Source organism: Paenibacillus durus ATCC 35681 (assembly GCF_000993825.1).
GTDB lineage: Bacteria > Bacillota > Bacilli > Paenibacillales > Paenibacillaceae > Paenibacillus_AQ > Paenibacillus_AQ durus_B.
On record NZ_CP011114.1, the window covers coordinates 2,965,565 to 2,988,403 of the forward strand.

The 22,839-nt window shown below is 54.0% G+C and carries 26 protein-coding genes; 3 read left to right on the forward strand and 23 right to left on the reverse strand.

From position 1 onward, the window contains the following. Positions 1-4: 4 nt before the first annotated feature. The 6 genes from VK70_RS13600 to VK70_RS13625 form a co-directional block, all read right to left on the reverse strand. Positions 5-739, reverse strand: coding sequence for a thioesterase II family protein (locus VK70_RS13600; protein WP_025699117.1), 735 nt, complete (start codon positions 737-739; stop codon positions 5-7). After that, positions 726-1,451, reverse strand: a complete 726-nt coding sequence (locus tag VK70_RS13605; RefSeq protein WP_025699118.1) for a 4'-phosphopantetheinyl transferase family protein — start codon at positions 1,449-1,451, stop codon at positions 726-728. The genes VK70_RS13600 and VK70_RS13605 overlap by 14 nt, the downstream gene beginning before the upstream one ends. 230 nt (positions 1,452-1,681) lie before the next feature. Next, positions 1,682-2,437, reverse strand: a complete 756-nt coding sequence (gene sigF / locus VK70_RS13610) for an RNA polymerase sporulation sigma factor SigF (RefSeq protein ID WP_025690402.1) — start codon at positions 2,435-2,437, stop codon at positions 1,682-1,684. 11 nt (positions 2,438-2,448) lie between these two features. Beyond that, entirely contained in the window at positions 2,449-2,904 is a 456-nt protein-coding gene (gene spoIIAB / locus VK70_RS13615; protein ID WP_025699119.1) for an anti-sigma F factor, read from the reverse strand. Next, positions 2,901-3,254, reverse strand: coding sequence for an anti-sigma F factor antagonist (gene spoIIAA, locus VK70_RS13620; protein ID WP_036642454.1), 354 nt, complete (start codon positions 3,252-3,254; stop codon positions 2,901-2,903). Before spoIIAA ends, spoIIAB begins: the two co-directional genes overlap by 4 nt. A 222-nt stretch (positions 3,255-3,476) precedes the next feature. Beyond that, on the reverse strand, positions 3,477-4,673 hold the full coding sequence (locus tag VK70_RS13625; protein WP_025699120.1) for a D-alanyl-D-alanine carboxypeptidase family protein: 1,197 nt from the start codon (positions 4,671-4,673) through the stop codon (positions 3,477-3,479). 187 nt (positions 4,674-4,860) lie between these two features. Here VK70_RS13625 and VK70_RS13630 point away from each other — a divergent pair, with 187 nt between their 5' ends. Further along, complete coding sequence (locus VK70_RS13630) at positions 4,861-5,916, forward strand: serine hydrolase domain-containing protein (protein WP_025699121.1); 1,056 nt, start codon at positions 4,861-4,863, stop codon at positions 5,914-5,916. A 106-nt stretch (positions 5,917-6,022) separates the two neighbouring features. On the opposite strand, the gene VK70_RS13635 is transcribed toward VK70_RS13630, so the two are convergent. The 13 genes from VK70_RS13635 to VK70_RS13695 all read right to left on the reverse strand — a co-directional run bounded on the left by VK70_RS13635 (position 6,023) and on the right by VK70_RS13695 (position 17,584). Next, positions 6,023-6,535 carry a flavin reductase family protein gene (locus VK70_RS13635; RefSeq protein ID WP_025699122.1) on the reverse strand — a complete coding sequence of 171 codons (513 nt, stop codon included), beginning with the start codon at positions 6,533-6,535 and terminating at the stop codon, positions 6,023-6,025. 47 nt (positions 6,536-6,582) lie between these two features. Next, the gene (locus VK70_RS13640) at positions 6,583-7,914 is read right to left on the reverse strand and encodes a pyrimidine-nucleoside phosphorylase (RefSeq protein ID WP_025699124.1); all 1,332 of its coding nucleotides are present in this window, start codon (positions 7,912-7,914) and stop codon (positions 6,583-6,585) included. A 1-nt stretch (position 7,915) separates the two neighbouring features. Next, entirely contained in the window at positions 7,916-8,794 is an 879-nt protein-coding gene (locus VK70_RS13645) for a purine-nucleoside phosphorylase (protein ID WP_025699126.1), read from the reverse strand. Positions 8,795-8,808: 14 nt separating this feature from the next. Then, positions 8,809-9,636, reverse strand: a complete 828-nt coding sequence (locus VK70_RS13650; RefSeq protein WP_025699128.1) for a purine-nucleoside phosphorylase — start codon at positions 9,634-9,636, stop codon at positions 8,809-8,811. A gap of 78 nt (positions 9,637-9,714) precedes the next feature. Next, the gene (gene deoB / locus VK70_RS13655; RefSeq protein WP_025699130.1) at positions 9,715-10,893 is read right to left on the reverse strand and encodes a phosphopentomutase; all 1,179 of its coding nucleotides are present in this window, start codon (positions 10,891-10,893) and stop codon (positions 9,715-9,717) included. A gap of 64 nt (positions 10,894-10,957) precedes the next feature. Beyond that, entirely contained in the window at positions 10,958-11,851 is an 894-nt protein-coding gene (xerD, locus tag VK70_RS13660) for a site-specific tyrosine recombinase XerD (protein ID WP_025699131.1), read from the reverse strand. Positions 11,852-12,004: 153 nt separating this feature from the next. After that, on the reverse strand, positions 12,005-12,238 hold the full coding sequence (locus tag VK70_RS13665; RefSeq protein WP_025699132.1) for a DUF4227 family protein: 234 nt from the start codon (positions 12,236-12,238) through the stop codon (positions 12,005-12,007). 244 nt (positions 12,239-12,482) lie between these two features. Continuing rightward, on the reverse strand, positions 12,483-12,950 hold the full coding sequence (gene fur / locus VK70_RS13670; protein WP_025690388.1) for a ferric iron uptake transcriptional regulator: 468 nt from the start codon (positions 12,948-12,950) through the stop codon (positions 12,483-12,485). Between the two features lie 525 nt (positions 12,951-13,475). Further along, a complete protein-coding gene (locus VK70_RS13675; RefSeq protein WP_052756049.1) occupies positions 13,476-13,991 on the reverse strand; it encodes a hypothetical protein in 516 nt (171 codons plus the stop codon). Beyond that, positions 13,969-14,514, reverse strand: a complete 546-nt coding sequence (locus VK70_RS13680) for a PadR family transcriptional regulator (protein WP_025699135.1) — start codon at positions 14,512-14,514, stop codon at positions 13,969-13,971. Before VK70_RS13680 ends, VK70_RS13675 begins: the two co-directional genes overlap by 23 nt. A 433-nt stretch (positions 14,515-14,947) precedes the next feature. Beyond that, entirely contained in the window at positions 14,948-15,571 is a 624-nt protein-coding gene (spoIIM, locus tag VK70_RS13685) for a stage II sporulation protein M (protein WP_025690385.1), read from the reverse strand. Positions 15,572-15,626: 55 nt separating this feature from the next. Then, entirely contained in the window at positions 15,627-16,874 is a 1,248-nt protein-coding gene (locus VK70_RS13690; RefSeq protein WP_046724271.1) for an endonuclease Q family protein, read from the reverse strand. Positions 16,875-16,993: 119 nt separating this feature from the next. Further along, entirely contained in the window at positions 16,994-17,584 is a 591-nt protein-coding gene (locus VK70_RS13695; RefSeq protein ID WP_036642934.1) for an NUDIX hydrolase, read from the reverse strand. A 76-nt stretch (positions 17,585-17,660) separates the two neighbouring features. Between VK70_RS13695 and VK70_RS13700 the strand changes: the two genes are divergently transcribed. Further along, positions 17,661-17,867, forward strand: a complete 207-nt coding sequence (locus VK70_RS13700; protein ID WP_046723402.1) for a hypothetical protein — start codon at positions 17,661-17,663, stop codon at positions 17,865-17,867. A gap of 225 nt (positions 17,868-18,092) precedes the next feature. Here VK70_RS13700 and VK70_RS13705 read toward each other — a convergent pair whose 3' ends face one another. After that, positions 18,093-19,223, reverse strand: coding sequence for a M20/M25/M40 family metallo-hydrolase (locus VK70_RS13705; RefSeq protein ID WP_025694076.1), 1,131 nt, complete (start codon positions 19,221-19,223; stop codon positions 18,093-18,095). A 103-nt stretch (positions 19,224-19,326) separates the two neighbouring features. Here VK70_RS13705 and prli42 point away from each other — a divergent pair, with 103 nt between their 5' ends. Then, positions 19,327-19,428: a stressosome-associated protein Prli42 gene (gene prli42, locus VK70_RS27890; RefSeq protein ID WP_144415233.1), complete on the forward strand. Its 102-nt coding sequence runs from the start codon at positions 19,327-19,329 to the stop codon at positions 19,426-19,428. 75 nt (positions 19,429-19,503) lie between these two features. Here the strand turns inward: prli42 and lipB are convergent, their stop codons facing one another. The 3 genes from lipB to VK70_RS13720 form a co-directional block, all read right to left on the reverse strand. After that, on the reverse strand, positions 19,504-20,214 hold the full coding sequence (gene lipB / locus VK70_RS13710) for a lipoyl(octanoyl) transferase LipB (protein ID WP_025694077.1): 711 nt from the start codon (positions 20,212-20,214) through the stop codon (positions 19,504-19,506). A 122-nt stretch (positions 20,215-20,336) separates the two neighbouring features. Beyond that, entirely contained in the window at positions 20,337-21,788 is a 1,452-nt protein-coding gene (locus VK70_RS13715) for a dihydrolipoamide acetyltransferase family protein (protein WP_046723404.1), read from the reverse strand. Positions 21,789-21,852: 64 nt separating this feature from the next. Then, positions 21,853-22,839, reverse strand: coding sequence for an alpha-ketoacid dehydrogenase subunit beta (locus tag VK70_RS13720; RefSeq protein ID WP_025695611.1), 987 nt, complete (start codon positions 22,837-22,839; stop codon positions 21,853-21,855).

A 22,839-nucleotide genomic window follows, 5' to 3' on the forward strand; every position in this document is an offset into this window, starting at 1 on the left:
ATATTCAGACCGTACGCCCCCCGGAAGAATTGAGAGATTTAGCTGATAGAACCTGATTAATAACCTTTGTCACATCTTCCGGATATTCAGTAATGAAGAAGTGCCCTCCGTTCATTTCGTAAATATGAGAGGAACAATCTGAGAGCTTTTTCCATAAAAGTAAATCCTCAAATCTGATATTATTATCGCTTCTGCCCGTTAGTATCGTCATGTCACAGGCGATAGACTCATCTTTCTCTACAAATTTATAGTTCTCGATCATTTGAAAATCGTTTTTTAATATTGGCAGAATTACATCAAGAATATAAGGGTTATCAAGAATTTCATCAGGTGTTCCCCCAAAAGCCCTGAGGACATTAATAAAGTCACTGTCAGCCATACCTGAATAATTCGTATCCGATTCTAATTGGGGCGCTTGCCTGCCTGACACAAAGAGGTGCAGCGGTTGGTTTCCTCCTGCGCGCCGAATTGCGTAATAAACTTCATAGGCCAGCCAACTGCCCATACTATGTCCAAATAATGCATAGCAGCCATCCTCTATGTAACCCTTGATTTGCTGGTAAACATCCTGAACCGCCTCGTTGAAAGTTTCATAGAACGGTTCCTTGAATCTTCTTCCCCTTCCCGCCAACTCAATTGGAATCAATTCGATGGAAGGATCAATAAATGGGCGCCATTTGTTAAACAATGAGGCTGAGCCTCCGGCATAAGGAACACACAACAGTTTAACGCGCTGCATAGTTTCCTCCCGAGACCTCAACAAATTCCCTGAACAGTTCGAGACAATCAATCCTCTGTATGTCTTCGGGATGATTCGGGTTTTCAGAGCATAATGTAACCTTATATTCGGGGAAAAGATGGAATGCTTTGAAATAGCAATCCGGTTCTTGCACCGGACAGCCGTCTTTCTCCGACAGCTCAACACCGTTCTCGTCAATCCGGACAGAGAAAGAATTGAGCGGCATGGACAGTCCTTTACCTCTAAACTTGATATAGCTCTCCTTCGCGGTCCACAATTGATAGAAATAAGCGATGCGCCTATCTTCGGATATTTCCTTTATCGCCTTATTCTCCCTGCCGGAAAAGAAGCGGTCGGCTATAGCTAGGTCTATAGGCTTGATCTCTTCTACATCGATTCCTATGGGATGCTGGTCAATGGCGCAAAGAACATAGTCTCCCGAATGCGATAGATTATAATGATAATCCGGATAGGCGGCAAGAAAAGGCTTGCCGTATCGGTTAACCGTGAACCGAAGAGATTCGTTGTCAACTTTATGTTCCCGAAGGAACAAAGTTCGAATCAAGGCTTCCGCTATTACGCTTCGGATACGGTCATCCTTTCTGGAAAAACGGAGTGTGCGGTTTCTCCTCTCTTCCGACAGACGATTCAGTACCTCATGATAATCTGTTCCTGGTGACTTGGGGATTTTCACGCCATAAATACCGACCAACACCCTCATCTCCTTAAAAATATTAATAAAATTTTTTATAATTTATCCTATATTTTCAAATATGCACCCATTGTAAATTATGTTTTTGGAACTGTCTACTACTATATTCGGCAAAAAACGGCAATTAAACGGCAATAAAATGAATACTATGCCAAAGCGGACACAACAAAACCCGTAAAAAGCAGCCTTCGCCAAGGCTTCTTCTTACGGGTCGTCCGTTCGGCAGCCATTCACTGCGCAATCTGGTCCTTGATGCTCTGCAAAATCTTCTTCTCCAGCCGCGACACCTGAACCTGGGAAATGCCAAGGCGGCTTGCGACCTCGGACTGGGTCTGGTCACGGTAGTAGCGCAGGTAGACGATCAGCCGTTCACGCTCGGTCAGAGAACCGATGGCTTCATTCAGCGCAAGCTTATCGAACCACTTCTCCTGAGACTCGTCCGCAATCTGGTCGATCAGGGTAATCGGGTCGCCGTCATTCTCGAACACGGTCTCGTGGATCGAGGTCGGCGGCTTGTTCGCCTCCTGGGCGAAGACGATTTCTTCGGGCGTGACGCCCAGCGCCTCAGCCACCTCGCCGATTGTCGGCAGACGGCCATTCGTTTTGGACATCTCGTCCTTCATTTTGCGTACCTTGTTGGCCATTTCCTTTAGCGACCGGCTGACCTTGAGCGTGCCGTCATCGCGCAGAAACCGCTGGATCTCGCCGATAATCATCGGCACGGCGTATGTTGAGAACTTGACGTCATAGCTGAGATCGAACTTGTCCACGGACTTCAGCAGACCGATACAGCCGATCTGGAACAGGTCGTCAGGCTCATACCCCCGGTTCATAAACCGCTGCACCACCGACCAGACAAGCCGGATATTGCAGCCTACCAGCGTGTCGCGGGCAGTCGTGTCCCCGGCCTGGCTGAGCGCGATCAGCCGTTTGACCTCCGCATCGTCCAAATAGGTCTGCGGAGCTTTTTTTGATTCTGCATCCATGGCTCCATCCCCTAATTATACAAAGCTTTTTTTGAGACGATCGTCTTCTTCATCCGGATCGAGGTCCCCTGCCCGGGTTCGCTGGTGACTTCAAATTCGTCCATGAAGTTCTCCATGATGGTAAAGCCCATACCCGAACGCTCCAGCTCCGGCTTGGATGTGTACAGCGGCTGCTGCGCCAGCTCCAGATCGTCGATGCCCTTGCCCTTGTCCTCGATCACAAGATGCACCGTCTCCCCTCTGATAACCGCTGAGATGTACACAATCCCCGTTGGATCGCTGTCATAGCCGTGAATAATGCAGTTGGTGACCGCCTCCGACACAACCGTCTTCAGATCGTTCAGCTCATCCAGAGTCGGGTCGAGCCTGGAGACGAAAGCCGCGACGACTACGCGCGCGAACGACTCATTTTCCGACAATGCCGCAAACTGGACGCTCATGTAATTTTCCGCTTGTGCTTGTGTCATAACGCGACCTCCAAATCCGAAAGCGCTGCAGTCTCATCCTGATACAGCGGCATGATTTTCAGCAGACCCGACATTTCCAGAAGCCGCTTGACCGGCGGGTTAGCGTCGCAGATGACCATTTTTCCGCCTTTGCCGCGAATCAGCTTGTACCGTCCCAGAATAACGCCCAGCCCCGAGCTGTCCATGAACTGAAGATCCTTCAAGTTCAGCACAAGATGCTCCACCTGCTTCCGCAAAATCGCTTCATCCAAGTCCATTCTCACAAAATCGGCAGCGTGATGGTCCAGTTCCCCGGTCAGACGAACAACCAGCACACCCCTGTGATGCTCCAACTGCACATGAGAATTCATATTCGCCACTCTCCTCTTCGTTGCTTTGAAACGGCCTTTAGCAGCTTACAACGTCTTCAAGGACAACGATTTCTACGCGGCAAAGAGCGAATCCTGCCTCACGACAAAACTAGAAGAAAACTCTCATCGTTCTACAAAAGGATCGGGACAACCCGGCAAAAACCGCCTAATGTCCATTTAAGCAAGGGAAGACGTGTTCCGCGTGTACGCGCTGCCCGTCCGTCAGTTCACCTTGAACATCGAGCCCGCCGTCCGCTTGAACAGCTTCCACCAGCCGGCCTTGGCAATATCTTCGGGCGCCTTCAGCTCATACTTCTTCACTACCGTGTTACCCTGATAAACAACCAGCTTGCCGATGGTCTGCCCTTTGGATATTGGAGCCTTGACTTTATCCAGAATGACGGTTTCATGACGGATGCCTTCCTGGGTAATTCCTTTTTTCAGCAAAATGGTGTAGTCCTCTTGCGCCTTGATCGGCAGCTCGGCTTTGACGCCCTTCCCGATCTTGAGCGTGCCCAGCGTCTCGCCGGCCTTATGAATCGTATGGACTTTGTACAGCGAGAACAGGAAGTCGAACATGCCCGAGACCTCGCTGTTGCGCGTCTTCGTATTGGGCTCTCCGAGCACAACGGCGACCGCCCGCAGCCCGTCTCTTGACGCGGTTGCCGACAGACAGAACTTGGCCTCCGAGGTATAGCCGGTCTTCAGCCCGTCCGCCCCGGTATAGAAGCGCACCAGCTTGTTCGTATTCACGAGCCAGAACGGCTTCTTCGAGTCCTTGCGCAGATAATCCTGATAGGAGCCGGTGTATTTGATAATCTGGTTATGCTTCAGCAGCTCGCGGCTCATGACCGCGATGTCATGCGCAGAGGAGTAGTGGTTCTCGGCAGGAAGCCCATTGCAGTTGGCAAAATGCGTATCCTTCATGCCGAGCTCCTCCGCCCGCTTGTTCATCAGGTCGACAAAAGCGCTCTCCGAACCGGCGAGCTTCTCCGCCACCGCCACGGAGGCGTCGTTGCCGGAAGCCATCGCGATGCCCTTCAGCATCTCGTCGACGGTCATCTCTTCACCCGGCTCCAGAAAAATCTGCGAGCCCCCCATTGACGCGGCGTACTCGCTGGTCCGGACCCTGTCGGTCAGCTTCAGGCGTCCGTCATCCAGCGCTTCAACGGTGAGCAGCATCGTCATGATCTTCGTGATGCTTGCCGGAGGCAGCTTATCATGGCTGTTCTTCTCGTAAATGACGGTTCCGGTCCCGGCATCCATCAGAATGGCCGAGCGCGCCTGCGGCGCCAGATCAACCGCCTTGGCGGCACCGCCGGACTTCTGCCCCTTTTCCTCCGCGAACGCCGAGGCCGCCGGGCTCACAGCGCTAAATACGATGCACAGCGCCAGCAAACATAAGCGAAATCTTGTCATCAAAGTTCCCCTCCTGAACGTTAACCTTCTTATCGCAGGTACTGTGTTCCAGTTTCGTCAGAAAAGGGTGGAAATATTCCATAATTTTGCTTGCAAGCAGGATTATTTGCGGCACAGCCAGAATTTTTTAATGGACTAGCTCGAGCCTGGTTCATACACTGCATGAGAAACCACAGATGGAGGAAGAATGTTGAGAACTCACAATTTAACGGACACACTGAACAAGACAGCCGGAGAAATCGGTTTTTCGGGGACTATTGCGCTTAAAATGCCCGGGAACGACCCGCTTGTACTTCCATATGGTTTCGCACAAAGAGAGAACGGCATTCCCAATACAGCCTATACTTCGTTTGGAACCGCTTCCGGCGGCAAGCTGTTTACAGCGCTCTCGATTTGTCAGCTTGCAGAACAAGGCGTATTGAAGCTTGACGGACGGATCGGGGACTACCTCAATCTAAAGGAATATTTCCCCTATTTCAGCACGGAGATAACGATCCACCATCTGCTCACCCACTCCTCCGGGATCAGCGATTATTTCGATGAAGAAGTGATGGACGATTTCGAGCAGTTGTGGGAGCTGCACCCAATGTATAGGCTTAGGACCCCCGGGGATTTTATACCGCTAATCCGGGATCTGCCGATGAAATTCACTCCGGGCGGACGGTTTCACTATAACAATGCGGGGTACATTGTACTTGGGCTTGTCATTGAGCAGGCGGCGGGTATGCCATTTGCCGATTATGTGGAAAGCCGGATTTTCCAGCCTTGCGGGATGACAAGATCAGGCTACTTTTCACTAGACAGGCTGCCGGCGGATACGGCAACAGGCTATATTGATGAGGAGGACGGTACCTGGAGAAGCAATATCTACTCTATTCCCGTCAAAGGGGGCGCGGATGGCGGCGTATTTTTGGCAGCGCCGGATATGCTTAAATTCTGGGATGCTTTGATGAACGGCGGCCTGTTGGGAGCGGATCTGCTCGCACGCCTGCTGTCCCCGCAGATCGCCGATAAAGAATGTGAATATTACGGCTATGGCATCTGGATTACGAAACGGGACAACAAGTCGGTGAAATACCATATTATGGGTTCTGATCCCGGCGTCTCCTTCCGCTCTGCCTTCTATCCCGGGTCCGAGCTCGCATTGGCAGTGACATGCAATAAAAGCATGGGAGCGTACCGTATGATGCGGATGATTGAAGAGGAACTGCTAACAGAGGGGCTGGCTTGGAAGGTATTTTGAACTCCTCAGACGGATTAATGAAAAGCAGGGGTGTCCATAAGCCATAGAAATGGCTGCTGGGACACCCCCGTTCTCGCCGGGTCAGAATTCTATTCGTCAACCGAATTTATTCCTTAATCCGAACCTGCGTAATCTCTCCGACATACAGGCGATGATAATCTTTATTAGGGTACATCTGATGAATGCTTTCATCCAGAAACTTAGCCGGGTCCAAGTCTTGATAGTAGAGCTTGCGGCATTCAAGCACAAGTCTGGCTTCCTGGAAATATACGATTCCCGGCGTGTCCTCCACCGGAGTGATATCCGCAGCCGCCGCTTTATCCGTGTCTCTTCCCGATGCGCTGCCGCAGATTTCCAGCGCACTCCGGTAATCCTCCGTAAAAAACGACAGGGAGAACGTGTCGGCGGCTTCCATGAATTCGTAAGTATAGCGGGTTGGCCTTACCACGCAAAAAGCGATGTTTTTATGCCAGAGGATGCCGAGTCCGCCCCAGCTGGCTGTCATCGTGTTATAACGTTCCGCTCCTCCAGCCGTAATCAGCATCCAGTCTTCCCCAACCAATTTAAATACATTATCCGTCAGTTCTTGCGGATCCAACAATTTAAACGCTTCGCTCATTCCTTCTCCTCCACCACATGAATTACAATCAATCCCAGTATACTCCATTAATACCGGGTTACGCCATCCTTTGTAACGATGGCATAGACGAGTGGCGGAGGGGTTACCGGCTGAGCGGTAATGCGGTAGGCTTCCAGCACCTTGTCTTCGGCTTCCTTCACCTTGCTGCCCGAAGCGTCGTTGATATGCAGGACGGCCAATGTGTCACCGGCGGAGACGGCGTCTCCGACCTTCTTCGACAACACGATGCCGACGGCCAGGTCGATAACGGACTCCTTCGTCTCCCGTCCCGCACCGAGCAGCATGGCGGCGATGCCGATTTCTTCGGCCTGGATCGCCTCGATATGGCCATCCGCTGCTGCTTTAACCTCAACCTGCCTGCGGGCGGCGGGCAGCAGCGAAGGCGATTCAATCTGGGCCACATCCCCGCCCTGGGCCGCGACGATTACTTTCAGCTTCTCAAACGCGCTGCCGTCCGCGATGTGCTCCTGAAGGATCCTGCGGGCTTCCTCCGTATCCTTCGCCTTGCCGCCGAGAACCAACATCTGGCTGCCAAGGATCAGGCATACCTCCGTGAGATCCTTCGGACCATGGCCGCGCAGCGTTTCGATGCCTTCTTTTATCTCCAGCGCGTTGCCGATGCCGTACCCGAGCGGCTGGTCCATGTCGCTGATGACGGCGACCGTGTTCCGGCCAAGCTGGGTGCCGATATCGACCATCGCCTGCGCCAGCGCGATGGAATCATCCAGCGTCTTCATGAACGCGCCGCTGCCGGTCTTGACGTCCAGCACGATGGCGTCCGCGCCGGCGGCGATTTTCTTGCTCATGACGGAGCTGGCGATGAGCGGAATGGATTCCACGGTCGCGGTCACGTCACGCAGGGCGTAGAGCTTTTTGTCGGCTGGGGTAATATTGCCAGACTGCCCGATAACCGCCGCGCCAATTTCGCCGACCTGGGCGAAGAAGCGCTCGCGGTCCATCTCAACGGAGAAGCCGGAGATGGACTCCAGCTTGTCCAGCGTGCCGCCGGTGTGACCGAGGCCGCGCCCGGACATTTTGGCGACCGGTACGCCAGCCGATGCCACCAGGGGGGCGAGAACAACAGTCGTCTTATCACCTACGCCGCCGGTAGAGTGCTTGTCCACCTTGATGCCCGCGATCGGGCTAAGGTCGACCTGGTCGCCGGACTTGGCCATTTCCAGGGTTAAATCGCCGGTTTCACGGGCGTTCATGCCCCGGAAATAGACGGCCATCGCCCAGGCGGACATTTGATAATCAGGTATTTCCCCGCGGCTGTACCCCTGGATGAGGAAAGAGATTTCCTCGCGGCTCAGCTCGCCTCCGTCTCTTTTCTTATGGATAATGTCGATGGCCCGCATATTAGATTTGTACCTCGCGCACGAAAGCGCGGACAAGGCCGATAAACTTCGGTTTAGTCAGATTCGCAACCTTGACTACCTGCTCATGCGTCAAGGGCTCCAGTTCGTCGCCGATCGCCATGTCAGTGATACAGGTAATGCCGAGCACTTTCAGTCTGCTGTGGCTCGCGGCGATCACTTCGGGAACGGTCGACATGCCGACGGCGTCGCCGCCGAGAAACGCGAGCATATTCAGCTCGGACGGAGTCTCGTAGGTCGGGCCGCTGATGCCTGCGTATACCCCTTCCTGAAGCTTCAGGCTTTCTCCGTCCGCCCCCTTGATTTCCGGCGCCAGCTTCTTGGCAAGCGCGATATATTCCGGGTCGTAGGCGCGGGACATGTCCGGGAACCGCACGCCAAGCTCCGGATCATTCGGTCCGATCAGCGGGTTATCGCCTGTCATGTTCAGATGGTCGGTGATCAGCATCAGGTCGCCGGCTTTGAACGCCCGGTTCATGCCGCCGCCCGCATTGGTGATAACGAGCGTGCCGATGCCAAGCTTGGCCAGAACGTAAACGGGCAGCACAACCTTGCGCATCGCGTAGCCTTCGTAATAGTGGAAACGTCCCTGCATGATGATGACATCCTTGCCTTCCAGCTTGCCGATAACGAACCGTCCGGCATGTCCTTCCACCGTCGAGCGCGGAAAATGAGGAATCTCTTCGTAAGGCAAATATACGGCATCCTCAATCTGGTCACCCAGATCGCCAAGGCCGGAGCCGAGGATCAAGCCGATGACCGGCTCATAAGTGCCCAGCTTGGATTCTACATAGGCGGCGGCTTCCTTCACTTGTAAGCCGTAAGCTGCGGCCTCCGGTGCATTGATTGCGGATTGTGTCATTGTGGATTCCTCCTCTACATATTCGGAATAAGAGCAAGCACAAGGCTCAAGAAGCGTTCGCGCACCCGCTCCGCTGTCTCCATGACCTCGTCATGGGACAGGGGCTGGTCGAGAATGCCCGCAGCCATGTTCGTAATACAGGAGATGCCGAGCACTTCGATACCAGCATGGCGGGCGACGATGGTCTCGGATACAGTGGACATGCCGACCGCATCGGCGCCCAGGCGGCGCAGCATGACAATCTCAGCCGGCGTCTCATAGCACGGTCCGAGCAGGCCCGCGTAGACGCCTTCCTTGAACGTAAAATTCTGGGCCTTCGCCGTTTCGCGCGCGGCCGCGATCAGCCGGCGGCTGTACGGCTCGGACATATCAGGGAAGCGCACGCCGAGCGCGGAATCATTCGGTCCGATCAGCGGATTGCGGCCCGTAAGGTTAAGATGGTCGGTAAGGAGCATCAAATCCCCCGCCGAGAAATCCGTATTCACTCCGCCCGCGGCGTTGGTCACGAGCAGGCTGGTTACGCCGAGCTCCTTCATCACGCGGACAGGAAACGCCGTCGTCTCCGGTCCGTAGCCCTCGTACATATGAAAGCGGCCTTTCATCATCACGACCTTACGGCCTTCGATCGTGCCGATCAGCAGCTCTCCTTCATGTCCTTCAACAGTGGACACCGGAAAATGGGGGATGTCCTGATAAGGAATACTGATTCCGTCTTGGATCAAATCGGCCAAAATACCGAGGCCGGAGCCGAGAATCAGCCCGATTTCCGGCGCTTCCGCCCCTTTGCTCTTGATGTACCCTGCCGCTTCCTGAATCGCGCTGAGGCTTACTGTGTTCGTCATGAATGCTCCTCCTTAAATGTAGGCGTGTGCGTAATAATGATGCTGATTCCGAAAAATCCCATGCCGCCGTCCGGCGGGTTACTTCAGCTCACCAAGGAAGCTTGTCCCGTACTGCGGCTCCGCCGCTGCGAAATTTTCGGCGATTGTCGCCGCCACATCGGAAAAGGTCTTGCGAACGCCAAGACTGCTTGGAGTCTTAAGCTTCGGACCATATACAAGCAGAGGCACGTATTCGCGGGTATGGTCGGTTCCGCTGTGTACGGGATCATTGCCGTGGTCGGCGGACACAATCAGCAGATCGTCCTCGCCCAAGGCGGACATCATATCCGGCAGCGCCTTGTCGAACACCTCAAGGGCACGGCCGTAGCCTTCCGGATCACGCCGGTGTCCATAGAGGGAATCGAAATCGACCAGATTCGTGAACAGCAGCCCCTCAAACGGCTTGCGAAGCTGTTCAATCGTTACTTCGATACCATGTTCATTGCTCTTGGTCGGGTAAGAAGCCGTCACACCCTCGCCCGTAAAAATATCATTGATCTTGCCTACGGCGATCACATCTTGGCCGATGTCGGCCAGCGCGTTCATCACCGTTGGCTGCGGCGGCTTCACCGCATAATCATGCCGGTTCGGCGTCCGGGTAAAGCTTCCGGGCTTGCCGATGTAGGGCCGGGCAATGACACGCCCCACCGAGAATTCCGGAGCCATCGTCAGCTCCCGGGCGATATGGCAGGCGCGGTACAGCTCGTCCAGCGGGATGATCTCCTCATGTGCAGCCAGCTGAAAAACGCTGTCCGCCGACGTGTAGACGATCCATGCTCCCGTCTTCATCTGCTCTTCTCCGTATTCATCAAGAATTTCGGTGCCGGAGGCCGGTTTGTTGCCAAGCACCTTGCGGCCTGTGGCAGCCTCGAACTTCTGTATAAGCTCCGCCGGGAATCCGTCCGGATACGTATTAAACGGCGTCTCGATCTTCAGGCCCATCAGTTCCCAGTGGCCGGTCATCGTGTCTTTGCCAACGGAAACCTCCTGCATTTTTCCATAATAGGCTTCCGGCGCAGAAGCCGGCTCAAGCGGCGGCAGCGGGGCGATATTCGCCAGGCCCAAACGCTGCATATTCGGCAGCTTCAGCCCAGGGTTCCGCTCCAGAATATGGCCAAGCGTATGTGCGCCCGCATCGCCGAAACTGGCGGCGTCAGGAGCCTCTCCGATGCCGACGCTGTCAAGTACGATAAAGCAAATCCGTTTAAAAGAGGACACTTCCGTCCACACTCCCTTTAGCGTAAGTAATGGTTACAATGATAGGTTTCCCCGGAAAAAGACGTTAGCGCGCCCGGGGATGATGTTTTTCATAAACTTCTTTCATATTTGCGCGGGCGATGCCGCTGTACATCTGCGTCGTGGAAATATCGGCATGTCCGAGCATCTGCTGCACGGAGCGCAGATCGGCCCCTCTTTCCAGCAGATGGGCGGCGAACGAATGCCGCAGCGTGTGCGGCGTAATATCCTGCCGGATATTCGTCTCCTTCGCATATTTTTTGATTATTTTCCAGAACCCCTGCCGGGTAAGCCTGCCGCCGAGACTGTTCAGGAACAGCGCCGGTTCGTTCTTGTCTTCGCGCAGCAGCTTGTCCCGGCTGTCCCTGGTATAAGCCTCCACGCATTCCGACGCGATGACCCCAATCGGAACCACCCGTTCCTTGCCGCCAAAGCCGGAGCACCGCGCAAATCCCAGGCTGGGCTGCACATCGCCAACATCAAGCATAATCAGCTCGGACACCCGGATTCCGGCCGCATACAGCAGTTCGAGCATCGCCTTGTCCCGCAGTCCGTGCAGAGTCGTGAGATCGGGTGCTGCCAGCAGCCGCTCCACCTCTTCAACGCTCAGCACCATCGGAGCCTTCTTCTCGGACCTCACCGCTTCCATTTCTAGCGTCGGATCGGCGGCGATCAGCCTTTCTTTTAGCAGAAATTGAAAAAAGGCGCGGATCGAGACCTGGTTCCGGTTAATGGTCGCCGCCGCCCGGCCCGCCGCTTTAAGCCCGCCGAGATAGAGCGTAATCAGCGGCTTGCGGATATCGTCCACGGTTAGGACGCCCCGCCCTGCGGCATAGTCCAGAAACTGTGAGACATCGCGTCCGTAGGATTCCAGGGTGCTGGGCGACACGTTTTTTTCACGGGAAAGATACTGCAAAAAGGCCTGCAAGTGTGACTTCATTGGTCTACTCTCCCACCCTAGCGCGCCGCAGATGCGGTTAAGAATTCGGCGCAAAAGGCGCCACGCCGCGCAAAACTTACAGTCCCCGGAAGAACCTCCGTTTCTAAACGTTTCATTCGACAACTTACGCAATTATTCCTGCCCGGAGCAGATTTACTCCCCGTACCAATAGTACAGGCGAAGCCTTTCTCCCGGATTCATTGCCTCTCCCCCGGACTGAATCTCGTGAAACGCCCGAACCGCCGAGCCTTCCGGTATATCCGGATCGGGTACCGGATTGATCCAGCTGTGAAACAGGTCCATTATATTATAGAACAGGCAGCTCAATGCGACAAATATCACAATGTAACAGAGCCGTCGAAGCGCTTTAGGTACGGAAATGATCATTTTGCATTCCTCCCGCGAAGAACTTTTGACCCCTGCAAAAAGCCGGGTGCCCTTATCGCTTTGCCGCTGATACGGACAATCCCTTCCCCTCACTTTATGCAGCTTCCGGCCCGCTTATGTATATTCCGGCGTTATAAGAAGGCTTGCTGACGCCACCAAAAAGCTCTCTCCGGCAGAGTGCCGGGGAGAGCTACTGGGTGTATCTTTATTAACTTTATGCTAATAACTTAATAGGTCTATGAATTTACTCAGAACGTTTGCCTTCCGAATTGTTCTTCTCCCTACAGCGGTAGCAGATTCCGTGAAAATCAAGCCGGTGATCGATGACCGAGAAATTGAATTCCTTAAACAGCTTCTCTTCCAATGGCGCAAGCCAGTCTTCACGGACCTCATCCATGCTGCCGCATTGCACACATATCATATGATGATGATGATGCTTGGAAGTATCCGTCCGCAGATCATATCTGGCGACGCCGTCGCCGAAGTTGATCTTCTCTACGATATGAAGCTCGCTGAGGAGTTCAAGGGTACGATATACGGTGGCGAGACCAATCTCCGGAGCCTTCTCCTTTACGAGCATGAACACGTCTTCGGCGCTGAGATGATCATCCTCATTCTCGAGCAGTACGCGTACCGTCGCTTCCCGTTGGGGTGTAAGCTTGTATCCTTGGGATTGCAGTTGCTGCTTAATTTTATCGATCTTGTCTTCCATAATCATTCTCCCTCCCCCCAGGAAAATAGCGCTGCGTTCTCTAAAAGTCACTTCTTTCATTATAGGGGGAGTAATCTTGAGAAGTCAAACGCTTTTACTGTCCGCTGTATTCGGACGCCGCCTGCACCAAAGAGGGGGTTATCCAGCGCATCATTTAAATGAAATTGGAGGTTTACAATTTCGATGGTTTGACCAACATTCATCTTCACATTGTCCGCCTACAAAATAGGTCCGTTTGTTTGTGTATAATGAGTTTACTTGCTGTGAAGTCAGTATATCGCATGCCTGGCTCTTCGACCCCGGGAGAGCTCAATCCCACTCGCCTTGTAACGCAAGATTGAATATGATCTTCCGTACTTTCGACAACGTCGACCTCTCCAGTTTACTCTTTTCGAGGCTCAATCACTTTCAGGCCTACGATCTAGCTGTCTACGCCTAACGTCTGAAATTACTTCCAGCCGTCTAAGACTCGCTATTGGTGGCTTGGCTCTAGCCTTTCCAAGCAGGATTTCCACCTGCTAAACTTCACAACCTAGGCTTGGTCGCACCGAAAGTTGAGTTATTAAATTTCTTTTCTATATCTTTAGCAAATTTCCCGCCCTCATCGGCTAAATGTTTTCTCATAAAGAATCCACCAAAACCATTTATCCATGCTGCAAAAGCCAGTAGCCGAGATGGAAAGTCCGCTCCAATCGTACAACTAAATTCGCAAACGTTGTTATCAATAGGCGTGACCTTCATTTCCCATGGAACTCCAACAATGGCTGGTATCCATCGCCATATATATGCTTCTGTCCTGTCAGAGTAGAAACGCAAATGATCCTCTGTGTGCTCTTTTAATTGATAGTGCTGAACAATCATCTCATTCCCCATATTTTCTACATTAATCATATAGAATTCACCATCTTCAAAATAACTGCCCATTGCCTTGTGGGCTTTTGAGAATGATTCATATTCAGCTGGAGTCATCTCAGTTACCCATTTGTACAAATCCACATTTTTAGCTGCAACCTGCAATTTAAATTTCTTTGTTATTCTCATATTCATTATCCTTCTTTCCTGTAATTTTTCTTGTGAGTCGATCGTGCCAATTCATAATCATTTCAAAATATTCTTTGCCAAACATCAACGTCGCGTGCCCATATACATCCATCTCATGAACGTGTTTCTCTTCTATCAAGGCAAGCTTGTTAAATTCAGTGGCGACAGTGGTTTGAAAGCTGGCAATCAATTGAACAACCTCAAGATCGTCAAGATATCTATAGAAGAAAAGCTTATTCAAATACTCATAATTAAAAGGTGAAAAAGTACATGGTGTTTTTAACCATTCTATAAATTTACTCTTCCCTTTTTCCGTGATACCATATGATTTTTTGAATCTGCCTTCCTCTACTACTTCTTCATACTTGATAAGCTCCTCCTTTTCCATTTTTTTCAGCATAGGATATATGCTTCCGAAGCTGGCATCTATAAAGTTGGAGGTACTTAACGTCATCTTCTGCTTGATTTCATATCCTGTCATATCCTTTTCGCAGAGGAACCCAAGTATTACATAAATCAACATAAAATCTATCCCTTCTTTCCTGGCGTAGTGAATTATCTTTCTGAAATCAAAGGAACTTATCTCTGTTTATATATAGCTAAGTTATATATATACAATCGAAATATATCGTTTCGATACATAAAACATATAGGTTGACGATCGATTTGTCAATAGTATTTGCTAAAATTTTATTTAGAAAGATTATTTAAGCTACGCTGGACTAGAATCAAAGAATGGCAGTATTGCGCTTTCAATATAAACAAAAAAATCCAAAAGGATGTTATCCCTTTAGATTTCTCAAAGTAAACTGTAATTTCCAAAAAGTCAACTCCAGCACTGGATACCGCTTTACCCAGTTACATCTAGGCTTACTTGCCAATTTCAAGCTGCGAAAGTTGAGTTTGTAACTCTCCACATTAAAAAAACCTATTAATACCAATACTTATAAGCCTTTTTAAACAAGCATAGGGGTTATCCAGCGCATCATTGTCGGCGTAACCCATGTCTCGAAGGAGGATACGCCGAGAATTAAGACGGCCATAACAAAGGACAGCAGCGTATACATGGCAAAAGGACGCCCGACACGAAGCGGACGGCGAGCGGTCACCCTGCTACGGATCATAAGCAGCGAGAATGCGATGGCTGCCGCACTGCATACGAGAAGCGCCGGGATCACCACCAGGTTATGCGGAGCGACGGACACTAGCGCGAACAGCAGGCCATGCCATGAATATTGGCTTACCAGGCAGCCGACTGTGAAGCCGATGAGCACACCCTTGAGAAAATCCAGGATAAGTATGCCTGGGAGGCCGATTACCGACAGGCCGAGAATCCAGATGAGGCCGATCCATTTCAGATGAAGGCCCGCGATGCTCCAGAACGATTCCGGCGCGGCGGGTAGCCCGTGCTGATCCACGGTCATAAAGAAATTGCCCAGATAGTCGCTGAGCTCCTGCTGCTGGTCCATCGTCAGTGCGCTGACGATCAGGGCGCCGAAGACGACCCCCACCAAGAATAATACGGCGACAAAAATATAAAGCGGCGTCTGCTCCTTAATCATATGGCGGAAGTTCCGCATCGGGACGTTCTCCTCTCATGGTCACATGTTACACCATATGAAGAAACGCCCCGCTCTATGACTTGTCCTTGGGCGTAAGGGCTACTCTGCCGTACGTTCCGCCCCCGCCGGCGGTAAGCTCCAGACTGCCGGAGCGGGCGGCGGCGATCTTCGCAGCCAGCTCCAGACCGGCCACGGCAGCCAGTTCCTCCTCGCCGGCTTCATGCAGGATATTCATCTCGGTGCCGAAGGCCTCCAGCAGAAGATTCATCTTCGCCTTCCCAAGACCCGGAATAAACTCCAGCGGAACCTGATAACGGTAAGGCGGGCGATGCTCCGGAACGACCGGCTTCTCCCGGTCCGCAATGTTCAGAATCCGGTCCAGCACGCCCTGCACCAGCTTTACGCTCCCGCAGTACGGACAACGCTGCGAGGTCGCATAAGCTTCGTCGATAATGCTGCCGCAGCCCGCGCAGTACGTCCGATGATACTTGCCAAGCCGGGGGTTCAGCCCGTAGTTGGCCGTAACCCTACGGCCTTCGCGGCCTTCGAGCGCGAGCCGCAGCTCCGCAAACGAAGGGGCGGCGAGCTCCATTTCATTGTATTCGCGTCCGATCTTGCCCAGCGAATGAGCGTCCGAATTCGTCAGAAACGTGTACGGATCGAGTTCCGAAATATAGCCGGCCATTTCCGAATCCGCGCTGAGGCCGAGTTCAACTGCGGCGATCCGCCGGAGGTCGAAAAGCTCGGCCATCCGCTCGGCGGCGCAGCCATACAAGCCTTTATGCGGCGTGAAGATGTGGGCGGGGATCAATATCCCGCCGCGCCCGTATATTTCGTCCTGAAGCTCCCGGGAGGGGACATAGATACGCTGGGAGCTTAAGTTAACGTTCCGCATATGGCGCCCCATCCAGCGGCTGAATTCGGTCATCGTCTTAAGATCGGGCATGTAGGCCAGCACATGGTATTCTTTGCGCCCGGGCTCGCGGATTTCAATCTCTGTCCCGAGTACGATTGCCGTTCCACGGTACAAGATGCCGCCGCCCTCGGCCTCCGTCATCTCTCCATCATGGAGACAATCCAGAATATCCCGCTGAACGGCGGGCGAGTGGCTGTCGATAATGCCGATCAAGCCGATGCCCTTGCGCTCCGCCGCTTCCCTGGCGATCCCCGCAAAGGTTAGATCGCGGCTGCCGCTGATCTTCACCGGCTGTCCCTCGGAGGTTCTGCCGATGTGGACATGCAGGTCGCAGTAGCAGCGGACAAGCTCCGGCGCGGAAGAAGATGCGGCCGAGGCCCCCTTCCGCTTCTGCTTCTCCTCCATGAATCCCCGATTCAGATCATGCATCCCTTGTCCGGAAGCCGGTTCGGCGGGATTCCGCCCGGCCCCCTTTCCGCGTTCCAGTCCCGTTAAATTCAAGCCTTGCCGCGCTCCTTTATGCCCTAGTTCCATTTCCCGGTCAGTGTATACAGATGCCAGGCGTAGACCGCCATCATCGTCTTCGCATCGGCGATCCGCCCGTCGGCAATGTATTCGTACGCTTCTTCCAGCGTCAGCTCGAACACTTCCAGGAATTCGTCCTCGTCAAGAGCCATCGCCCCGCTCTGCGCATTTTCCGTCACATACAGATGAATAATCTCGTTAGCGAAGCCCGGAGAGGTGTAGAACGATTTCAGCAGGAACAGATCGCCGCCGTGAAAGCCCGTCTCTTCCTGCAATTCCCGCCCAGCGGCTTCCAGCGGATCTTCGCCGGGGTCCAGCTTGCCCGCCGGAATCTCCACTTCCGTGCGTCCCATCGGCTGGCGGAACTGCTCGACAACGAGCATTTTTCCATTATTCAGGGCCAGAACCGCCACCGCTCCCGGATGCTTAACCACTTCCCGGGTTGCGGTATTGCCGTCCGGCAGGGTTACCGTGTCCACCTGAAGCGTAATAATTTTGCCTTCAAAAATGGGCTGGGTGGATACCGTAGTCTCGTCCAGCGCCGGATTGGCCGGCCATACTTTTTTCAATTCAGTTCCTTGATTTTCCATATTTATCAGGTCTCCTTTATCTCTGGTCTGCATACGGTGTATTATAGCAAACTTCAAGAGAAAGAAGGAAATCGTCATGGATAACAGGGTAGGCCGTACGCGCCGTACAGGCTTGTTACTCTCGGGAAAACCGGAGCAAATCCGCAAGCAGCTGCTCGCTTTACAGCAGCGGTTCGGGCCGGATATGCCGCTGGCTTATGTGTTGTCACTGCACAACCGGGAATATATCGACCTCCACTCGGAGAACCGCCTGCAAGAAGATGTAGCACCCCAGGCCATGTAAAAATTAGGATGCCCTCTCGGGCTGATCCGGCCGCCCTCTACCTTAGCCGATCGGCACCACAGGCTCCGGCAGTCGGCCTTCCCTCGTGATCTTCCCTTCTTCCGAAACACTAAAAGAAGCTGCTCCATTGGCTGGCATTCCGGCCCATGGAGCAGCTTCTCGCCGCATTACCGCCGCCAGCAGCTTCTTCCCATTACGGAAATTTGGCCGGACGGCTGTCTGCCGCTATTTTTTTGCGCTTTCTTTGACAAGCGCCACTACCAGCTCAGCCGCCTTGACAATGTCAGCCGCCTTGATCCGCTCTTTGGTCGTATGGATATTCTCATATCCAATGGACAGGTTAAGCGTCGGCACGTTCAGTCCGTTGAACACGTTGGCGTCACTGCCGCCGCCCGACGAGAACCGTCTTGGTGTCAGCCCAACCGAGGCGATAGCCCGCTCAGCCAGCTGCACAATAGGGTCATGCTCGTTAAAGCTGAAGGCCGGGTAAATGATTTCGCTGCGGAATTCACATTTCGCCCCGTACTCGCGCACCGTCGTTTCCAGCGCCTCGCGCATCTGAGCCAGCTGCAGATCGACCTTGTCCTGGACAATGCTTCGCGCTTCGGCCTCCAGCTGCACATAATCGCAGACGACATTCGTCGGGCCGCCGCCGGCAAATTTGCCGATATTGGCGGTCGTCTCATTGTCGATGCGGCCAAGCTTCATGGCAGCGATCGCTTTGCCTGCCACCTGGATGGCGCTGATACCATCTTCGGGATTAACGCCGGCATGGGCGGATTTGCCGAAGATCTCCATCTTGATCTTGGCCTGCGTCGGAGCAGCTACCGCGATGGCGCCGATTTCGCCGTTGGAATCAAGCGCAAAGCCGAAATCCGCGTTCAAATATTTCGGGTCCAGCGAACGCGAGCCAACCAGCCCGGACTCCTCGCCCGCCGTGATGACGAACTGAATTTGCCCATGCGGAAGGTTCTGCTCCTTGATTACGCGAATCCCTTCAAAGAGCGCGGCCAGACCCGCTTTGTCGTCCGCCCCAAGAATGGTCGTGCCGTCGCTCGTAATCCAGCCGTCTTCGCCGAGCGCCGGTTTGATTCCCTGACCCGGAACGACCGTATCCATATGGCAGGTGAACAGCAGCTTGGGAGCGCCCGCTTCCACATTCTCCGCAGGCCATGTGACAATCAGATTGCCCGCGCCGTGCCCGGTTCTTTCCTGTGAATCATCTTCTACCGCTTCCAGCCCGAGCTCCTTGAATTTGGCGATCAGATGATCAGCGATGTTCCGTTCATGCTTCGTCTCGCTGTCGATCTGGACAAGTTCCATAAATTCCTGAATCAATCGGTCTTGTTCTATCACTGGACTTTCCTCGCTTTCAAGTATACGTTACAATAAGTTGTAGCCGGTTCGCCGGCAAAGCGCTGTATGCCCTAATTTTAAACCAATTCCAAAGGAGTCACACATGCAACGTCAAAAATGGTTCCGTGTCTTTATCTATGTAATGCTGATCGCGATGGTCGCTTCCACGCTTATGATTGTTATCGAGCCTTTTCTCGCTGGATGACGAAGCTTCGCGGCTTCCCCCGCTAATTACACAGCGGTCCGGATTCTCCGGGCCGCTGTTTGCTCTCTTCTTCGTTCATTGTCCGGCCGTGGCCTTCGCCCAATCCGACTCAATCCCGTCATAAGGGAACCGGTTAAGAAAATGGGGCACGAGCGCCGCCGCGACTTCTTCGATCTCGAACCGGCGGCCTGTGCATTCTTCCAGCGAGGTCACGCCGTACTGTGAAATCCCGCAGGGGATGATTCCCCGGAACCCTTCCTCAGCAATGCCCTCCCGAATGTTAAAAGCGAAGCCGTGGCTGGTCAAGAAGCCTTTGCGCGTGCGGCTCTTATTGAATTTCACGCCGATGGCGCAAATCTTCACATTGCCTACCCATACTCCGGTATACTCCGGCTTTCTGCCGCCCTCGATGCCAAAGGTGGCAAGGTAATCGATAATCACCTGTTCCAGCGACCGCAGATAGCCGTGGAGGTCTACTCTGCCCTGCTCGCCGATCCGCAGCAGCGGATAGCCGACCAGTTGCCCCGGCCCGTGATAGGTAATGTCCCCGCCGCGGTCGATTTCAAACAAGGAGATCCCTTCCTCCCGCAGCTGATCGGCGTTAAGCAGAAGATGCTCGGGATGATTCTGCGACCCGATCGTATAGGTTGGCGGGTGCTGCAAAAGAATCAGCCGCTCAAGGCGCTCGCCGGCGTCAATGGCGCGAACCGACTCTTTTTGCATATGCCAGGCTTGGCTGTATTCGATCATGGGAAAATAGGATATTTCCAGCTTCCGAGGTTCTATGCTGTCCATGCTTCAACATCTCCTTTGCCCTTGATTCTTTGCGAAGCCTTAAAAGCCGGCCTACCCTTTGTCCCGGGATTCCCCAGAACCTGGCAAGGCCGACTTTCGTATCGCGCCAGTGCTTAATAGACGTTCGTATCCATGCTGTAGCTCTCGATATTATCCTTCACCCGCTGCAGAAAGCGGCCGCAGATGACGCCGTCGAGAATCCGATGGTCCAGCGACAGGCAAATGTTGGCCATCGAACGGACAGCGATCATATCGTTGATGACGACAGGCTTTTTCACAATCGATTCAAAAGTCAAAATAGCCGCCTGCGGATAGTTAATGATCGGATAAGACAGAATCGAGCCGAACGAGCCGGTGTTGTTAACGGTAAAGGTTCCGCCCTGCATATCCTCTACGCGCAGCTTGCCTTCACGAGTCTTGACTGCCAGTTCTTCAATTTCCCGGGCAAGGCCCGCCACGTTCTTCTGGTCTGCCTTCTTGATAACCGGGGTCCAGACCGAATCCTCGGTGCCAACCGCCAGCGATATATTAATGTCCCGCTTGACTATGATTTTGTCAACCGCCCAGACGGAGTTCATAATCGGGTAATCCTTGATCGCGCTGACGACGGCCTTCATCAAGAAAGCAAGATACGTCAGGTTGATCCCTTCTCTGCGCTTGAATTCATCCTTCAGCTTGTTGCGCAGCAGCACAAGGTTCGTCACGTCCACCTCGATCATCGTCCAGGCATGCGGAATTTCCGAGACGCTCTGACGCATCCGTGAAGCGATCGTATTCCGGATCGGCGTCACGTCGATCAAATACTCGGAACGGCCGCTCTCCACCTCGATTTCAGGGATGCGCGGCAGCTCCGACAGATGCAGCCCGGAATGCCGGACGGGCGGCAGCGTCTCCAGCGGCGCAGGCGCGCTTGCCGCCTGCCCAGCGGCAGCCGCGCCCTGCGGCTGCGCGGCTGCGCCGTACGCGCCGCCCGCCGCAGGCTGCGGCGCGGGGCTGCTCTGCGGCGCAGTCACCGCCGCCGCAGCAGGTCCGTTCGCAAGGAACGCCAGCACGTCCTTGCGCGTGACGCGTCCGCCGAGGCCGGTGCCCGGCACGGCGGACAGATCAATGCTGTGCTGCGCCGCGAGGCTCTGCACAGCGGGGGAATAACGCGCCCGCATCGGCGCGTTAGGGTCGTGCGCGGCATAGGCTGCGCCGTATGCCGCAGGCTGCGCCGCCGCTGTATGCGCGGCGGCGACGGCCGCGCGCTGCGGCTCTTCGGCGCGCGCGGGAGCGACGGCTTCGGCAGGGGCCGAAGCCGGGGCCGCCGGAGCGGATACCGCGATCCGGCAGATCACTTCGCCGACCGCGACCGTCTGCCCTTCCTCCGCCAGAATATCGCCCATGACGCCGTCCACCGTGGACGGCAGTTCGGCGTTGACCTTATCCGTAATCACTTCGCACAGCGGCTCATACTGTTCCACCGGATCACCCGGCTTCTTCAGCCATTTGCCGATTGTCGCCGATACCAGCGACTCCGCAAGCTGCGGCATCGTAACATCCGTCAACTTCTTGTTGTCGGTCATACTTTCACTCCTTAAACATGCTGTTCTCGCAAGATGGTTACTTGATACCCACCATTTCCTGGTCCTAATACTGCGCCAGACGCAGCATTTCCGCTTTCACTTTGTCCTTGCTGAGCATGAAAAATTTCTCCATCGGCGGGCTGATCGGCATCGCCGGAACATCCGGCCCGCACAGGCGGAAGATCGGCGCGTCAAGCTCGAACAGGCACTCCTCGGCGATGATCGCCGCTACCTCGGCGCCTACGCCGCCCGTCTTGTTATCCTCATGCACGATCAGCACTTTGCCCGTCCGCCGCACAGCTGCCTTGATGGCCTCGCGGTCCAGCGGCTGCAGCGTGCGCAGATCGAGAATATGAGCCGTAATGCCCTGCTCATTCTCCAATTCCTCCGCCGCCTGCATCGCAAAATGCAGTGGTAGGCTGTAGCTGATGACCGTGATATCATCACCCTCCCGGAGCAGGTTCGCTTCGCCGATCGGAACGGTATAATCGCTCTCTGGAATGTCTCCCTTGATTAGTTTATAGCATTTCTTATGCTCGAAGAACAGCACCGGGTCCGGGTCGCGGACGGCCGCTTTCAGCAGCCCTTTCGCGTCATATGCCGAATACGGCGCGACGATCTTAAGACCGGGTGTGCCGAAGAAGATCGATTCAGTACACTGTGAATGGTACAGGCCGCCGAAGATGCCGCCGCCGATCGGCGCGCGGATCACAACCGGACAGCTCCAGTCATTGTTGGAGCGGTAGCGGATTTTGGCCGCTTCGCTGATAATCTGGTTGGTCGCCGGCAGCATGAAATCGGAGTACTGCATTTCCGCAATCGGCTTCATGCCGTACATCGCCGCACCGATCGCCACGCCCGCAATCGCCGATTCAGCTAACGGCGTATCCAGCACGCGCTCTGCGCCGAATTGCTCTTGCAGCCCCTTGGTTGTCGTGAACACGCCGCCCTTAACGCCAACGTCCTCCCCAAGGACGAAGACGGAGTCGTCGCGTTCCATTTCTTCCTTCATCGCCAGCCGGATGGCGTCGATATATTCCATCATTGCCAT

Coding starts and splice junctions, on each gene's coding strand:
- VK70_RS13600 (WP_025699117.1), bottom strand. CDS start 739: ATGCAGCGCGTTAAACTGTTGTGTGTTCCTTATGCCGGAGGCTCAGCC.
- sigF (WP_025690402.1), bottom strand. CDS start 2,437: ATGGATGCAGAATCAAAAAAAGCTCCGCAGACCTATTTGGACGATGCG.
- spoIIAB (WP_025699119.1), bottom strand. CDS start 2,904: ATGACACAAGCACAAGCGGAAAATTACATGAGCGTCCAGTTTGCGGCA.
- spoIIAA (WP_036642454.1), bottom strand. CDS start 3,254: ATGAATTCTCATGTGCAGTTGGAGCATCACAGGGGTGTGCTGGTTGTT.
- VK70_RS13625 (WP_025699120.1), bottom strand. CDS start 4,673: ATGACAAGATTTCGCTTATGTTTGCTGGCGCTGTGCATCGTATTTAGC.
- VK70_RS13630 (WP_025699121.1), top strand. CDS start 4,861: ATGTTGAGAACTCACAATTTAACGGACACACTGAACAAGACAGCCGGA.
- VK70_RS13635 (WP_025699122.1), bottom strand. CDS start 6,535: ATGAGCGAAGCGTTTAAATTGTTGGATCCGCAAGAACTGACGGATAAT.
- VK70_RS13640 (WP_025699124.1), bottom strand. CDS start 7,914: ATGCGGGCCATCGACATTATCCATAAGAAAAGAGACGGAGGCGAGCTG.
- VK70_RS13645 (WP_025699126.1), bottom strand. CDS start 8,794: ATGACACAATCCGCAATCAATGCACCGGAGGCCGCAGCTTACGGCTTA.
- VK70_RS13650 (WP_025699128.1), bottom strand. CDS start 9,636: ATGACGAACACAGTAAGCCTCAGCGCGATTCAGGAAGCGGCAGGGTAC.
- xerD (WP_025699131.1), bottom strand. CDS start 11,851: ATGAAGTCACACTTGCAGGCCTTTTTGCAGTATCTTTCCCGTGAAAAA.
- VK70_RS13665 (WP_025699132.1), bottom strand. CDS start 12,238: ATGATCATTTCCGTACCTAAAGCGCTTCGACGGCTCTGTTACATTGTG.
- fur (WP_025690388.1), bottom strand. CDS start 12,950: ATGGAAGACAAGATCGATAAAATTAAGCAGCAACTGCAATCCCAAGGA.
- VK70_RS13675 (WP_052756049.1), bottom strand. CDS start 13,991: ATGAGAATAACAAAGAAATTTAAATTGCAGGTTGCAGCTAAAAATGTG.
- VK70_RS13680 (WP_025699135.1), bottom strand. CDS start 14,514: ATGTTGATTTATGTAATACTTGGGTTCCTCTGCGAAAAGGATATGACA.
- spoIIM (WP_025690385.1), bottom strand. CDS start 15,571: ATGCGGAACTTCCGCCATATGATTAAGGAGCAGACGCCGCTTTATATT.
- VK70_RS13690 (WP_046724271.1), bottom strand. CDS start 16,874: ATGGAGGAGAAGCAGAAGCGGAAGGGGGCCTCGGCCGCATCTTCTTCC.
- VK70_RS13695 (WP_036642934.1), bottom strand. CDS start 17,584: ATGGAAAATCAAGGAACTGAATTGAAAAAAGTATGGCCGGCCAATCCG.
- VK70_RS13700 (WP_046723402.1), top strand. CDS start 17,661: ATGGATAACAGGGTAGGCCGTACGCGCCGTACAGGCTTGTTACTCTCG.
- prli42 (WP_144415233.1), top strand. CDS start 19,327: ATGCAACGTCAAAAATGGTTCCGTGTCTTTATCTATGTAATGCTGATC.
- VK70_RS13715 (WP_046723404.1), bottom strand. CDS start 21,788: ATGACCGACAACAAGAAGTTGACGGATGTTACGATGCCGCAGCTTGCG.
- VK70_RS13720 (WP_025695611.1), bottom strand. CDS start 22,839: ATGGCAATGATGGAATATATCGACGCCATCCGGCTGGCGATGAAGGAA.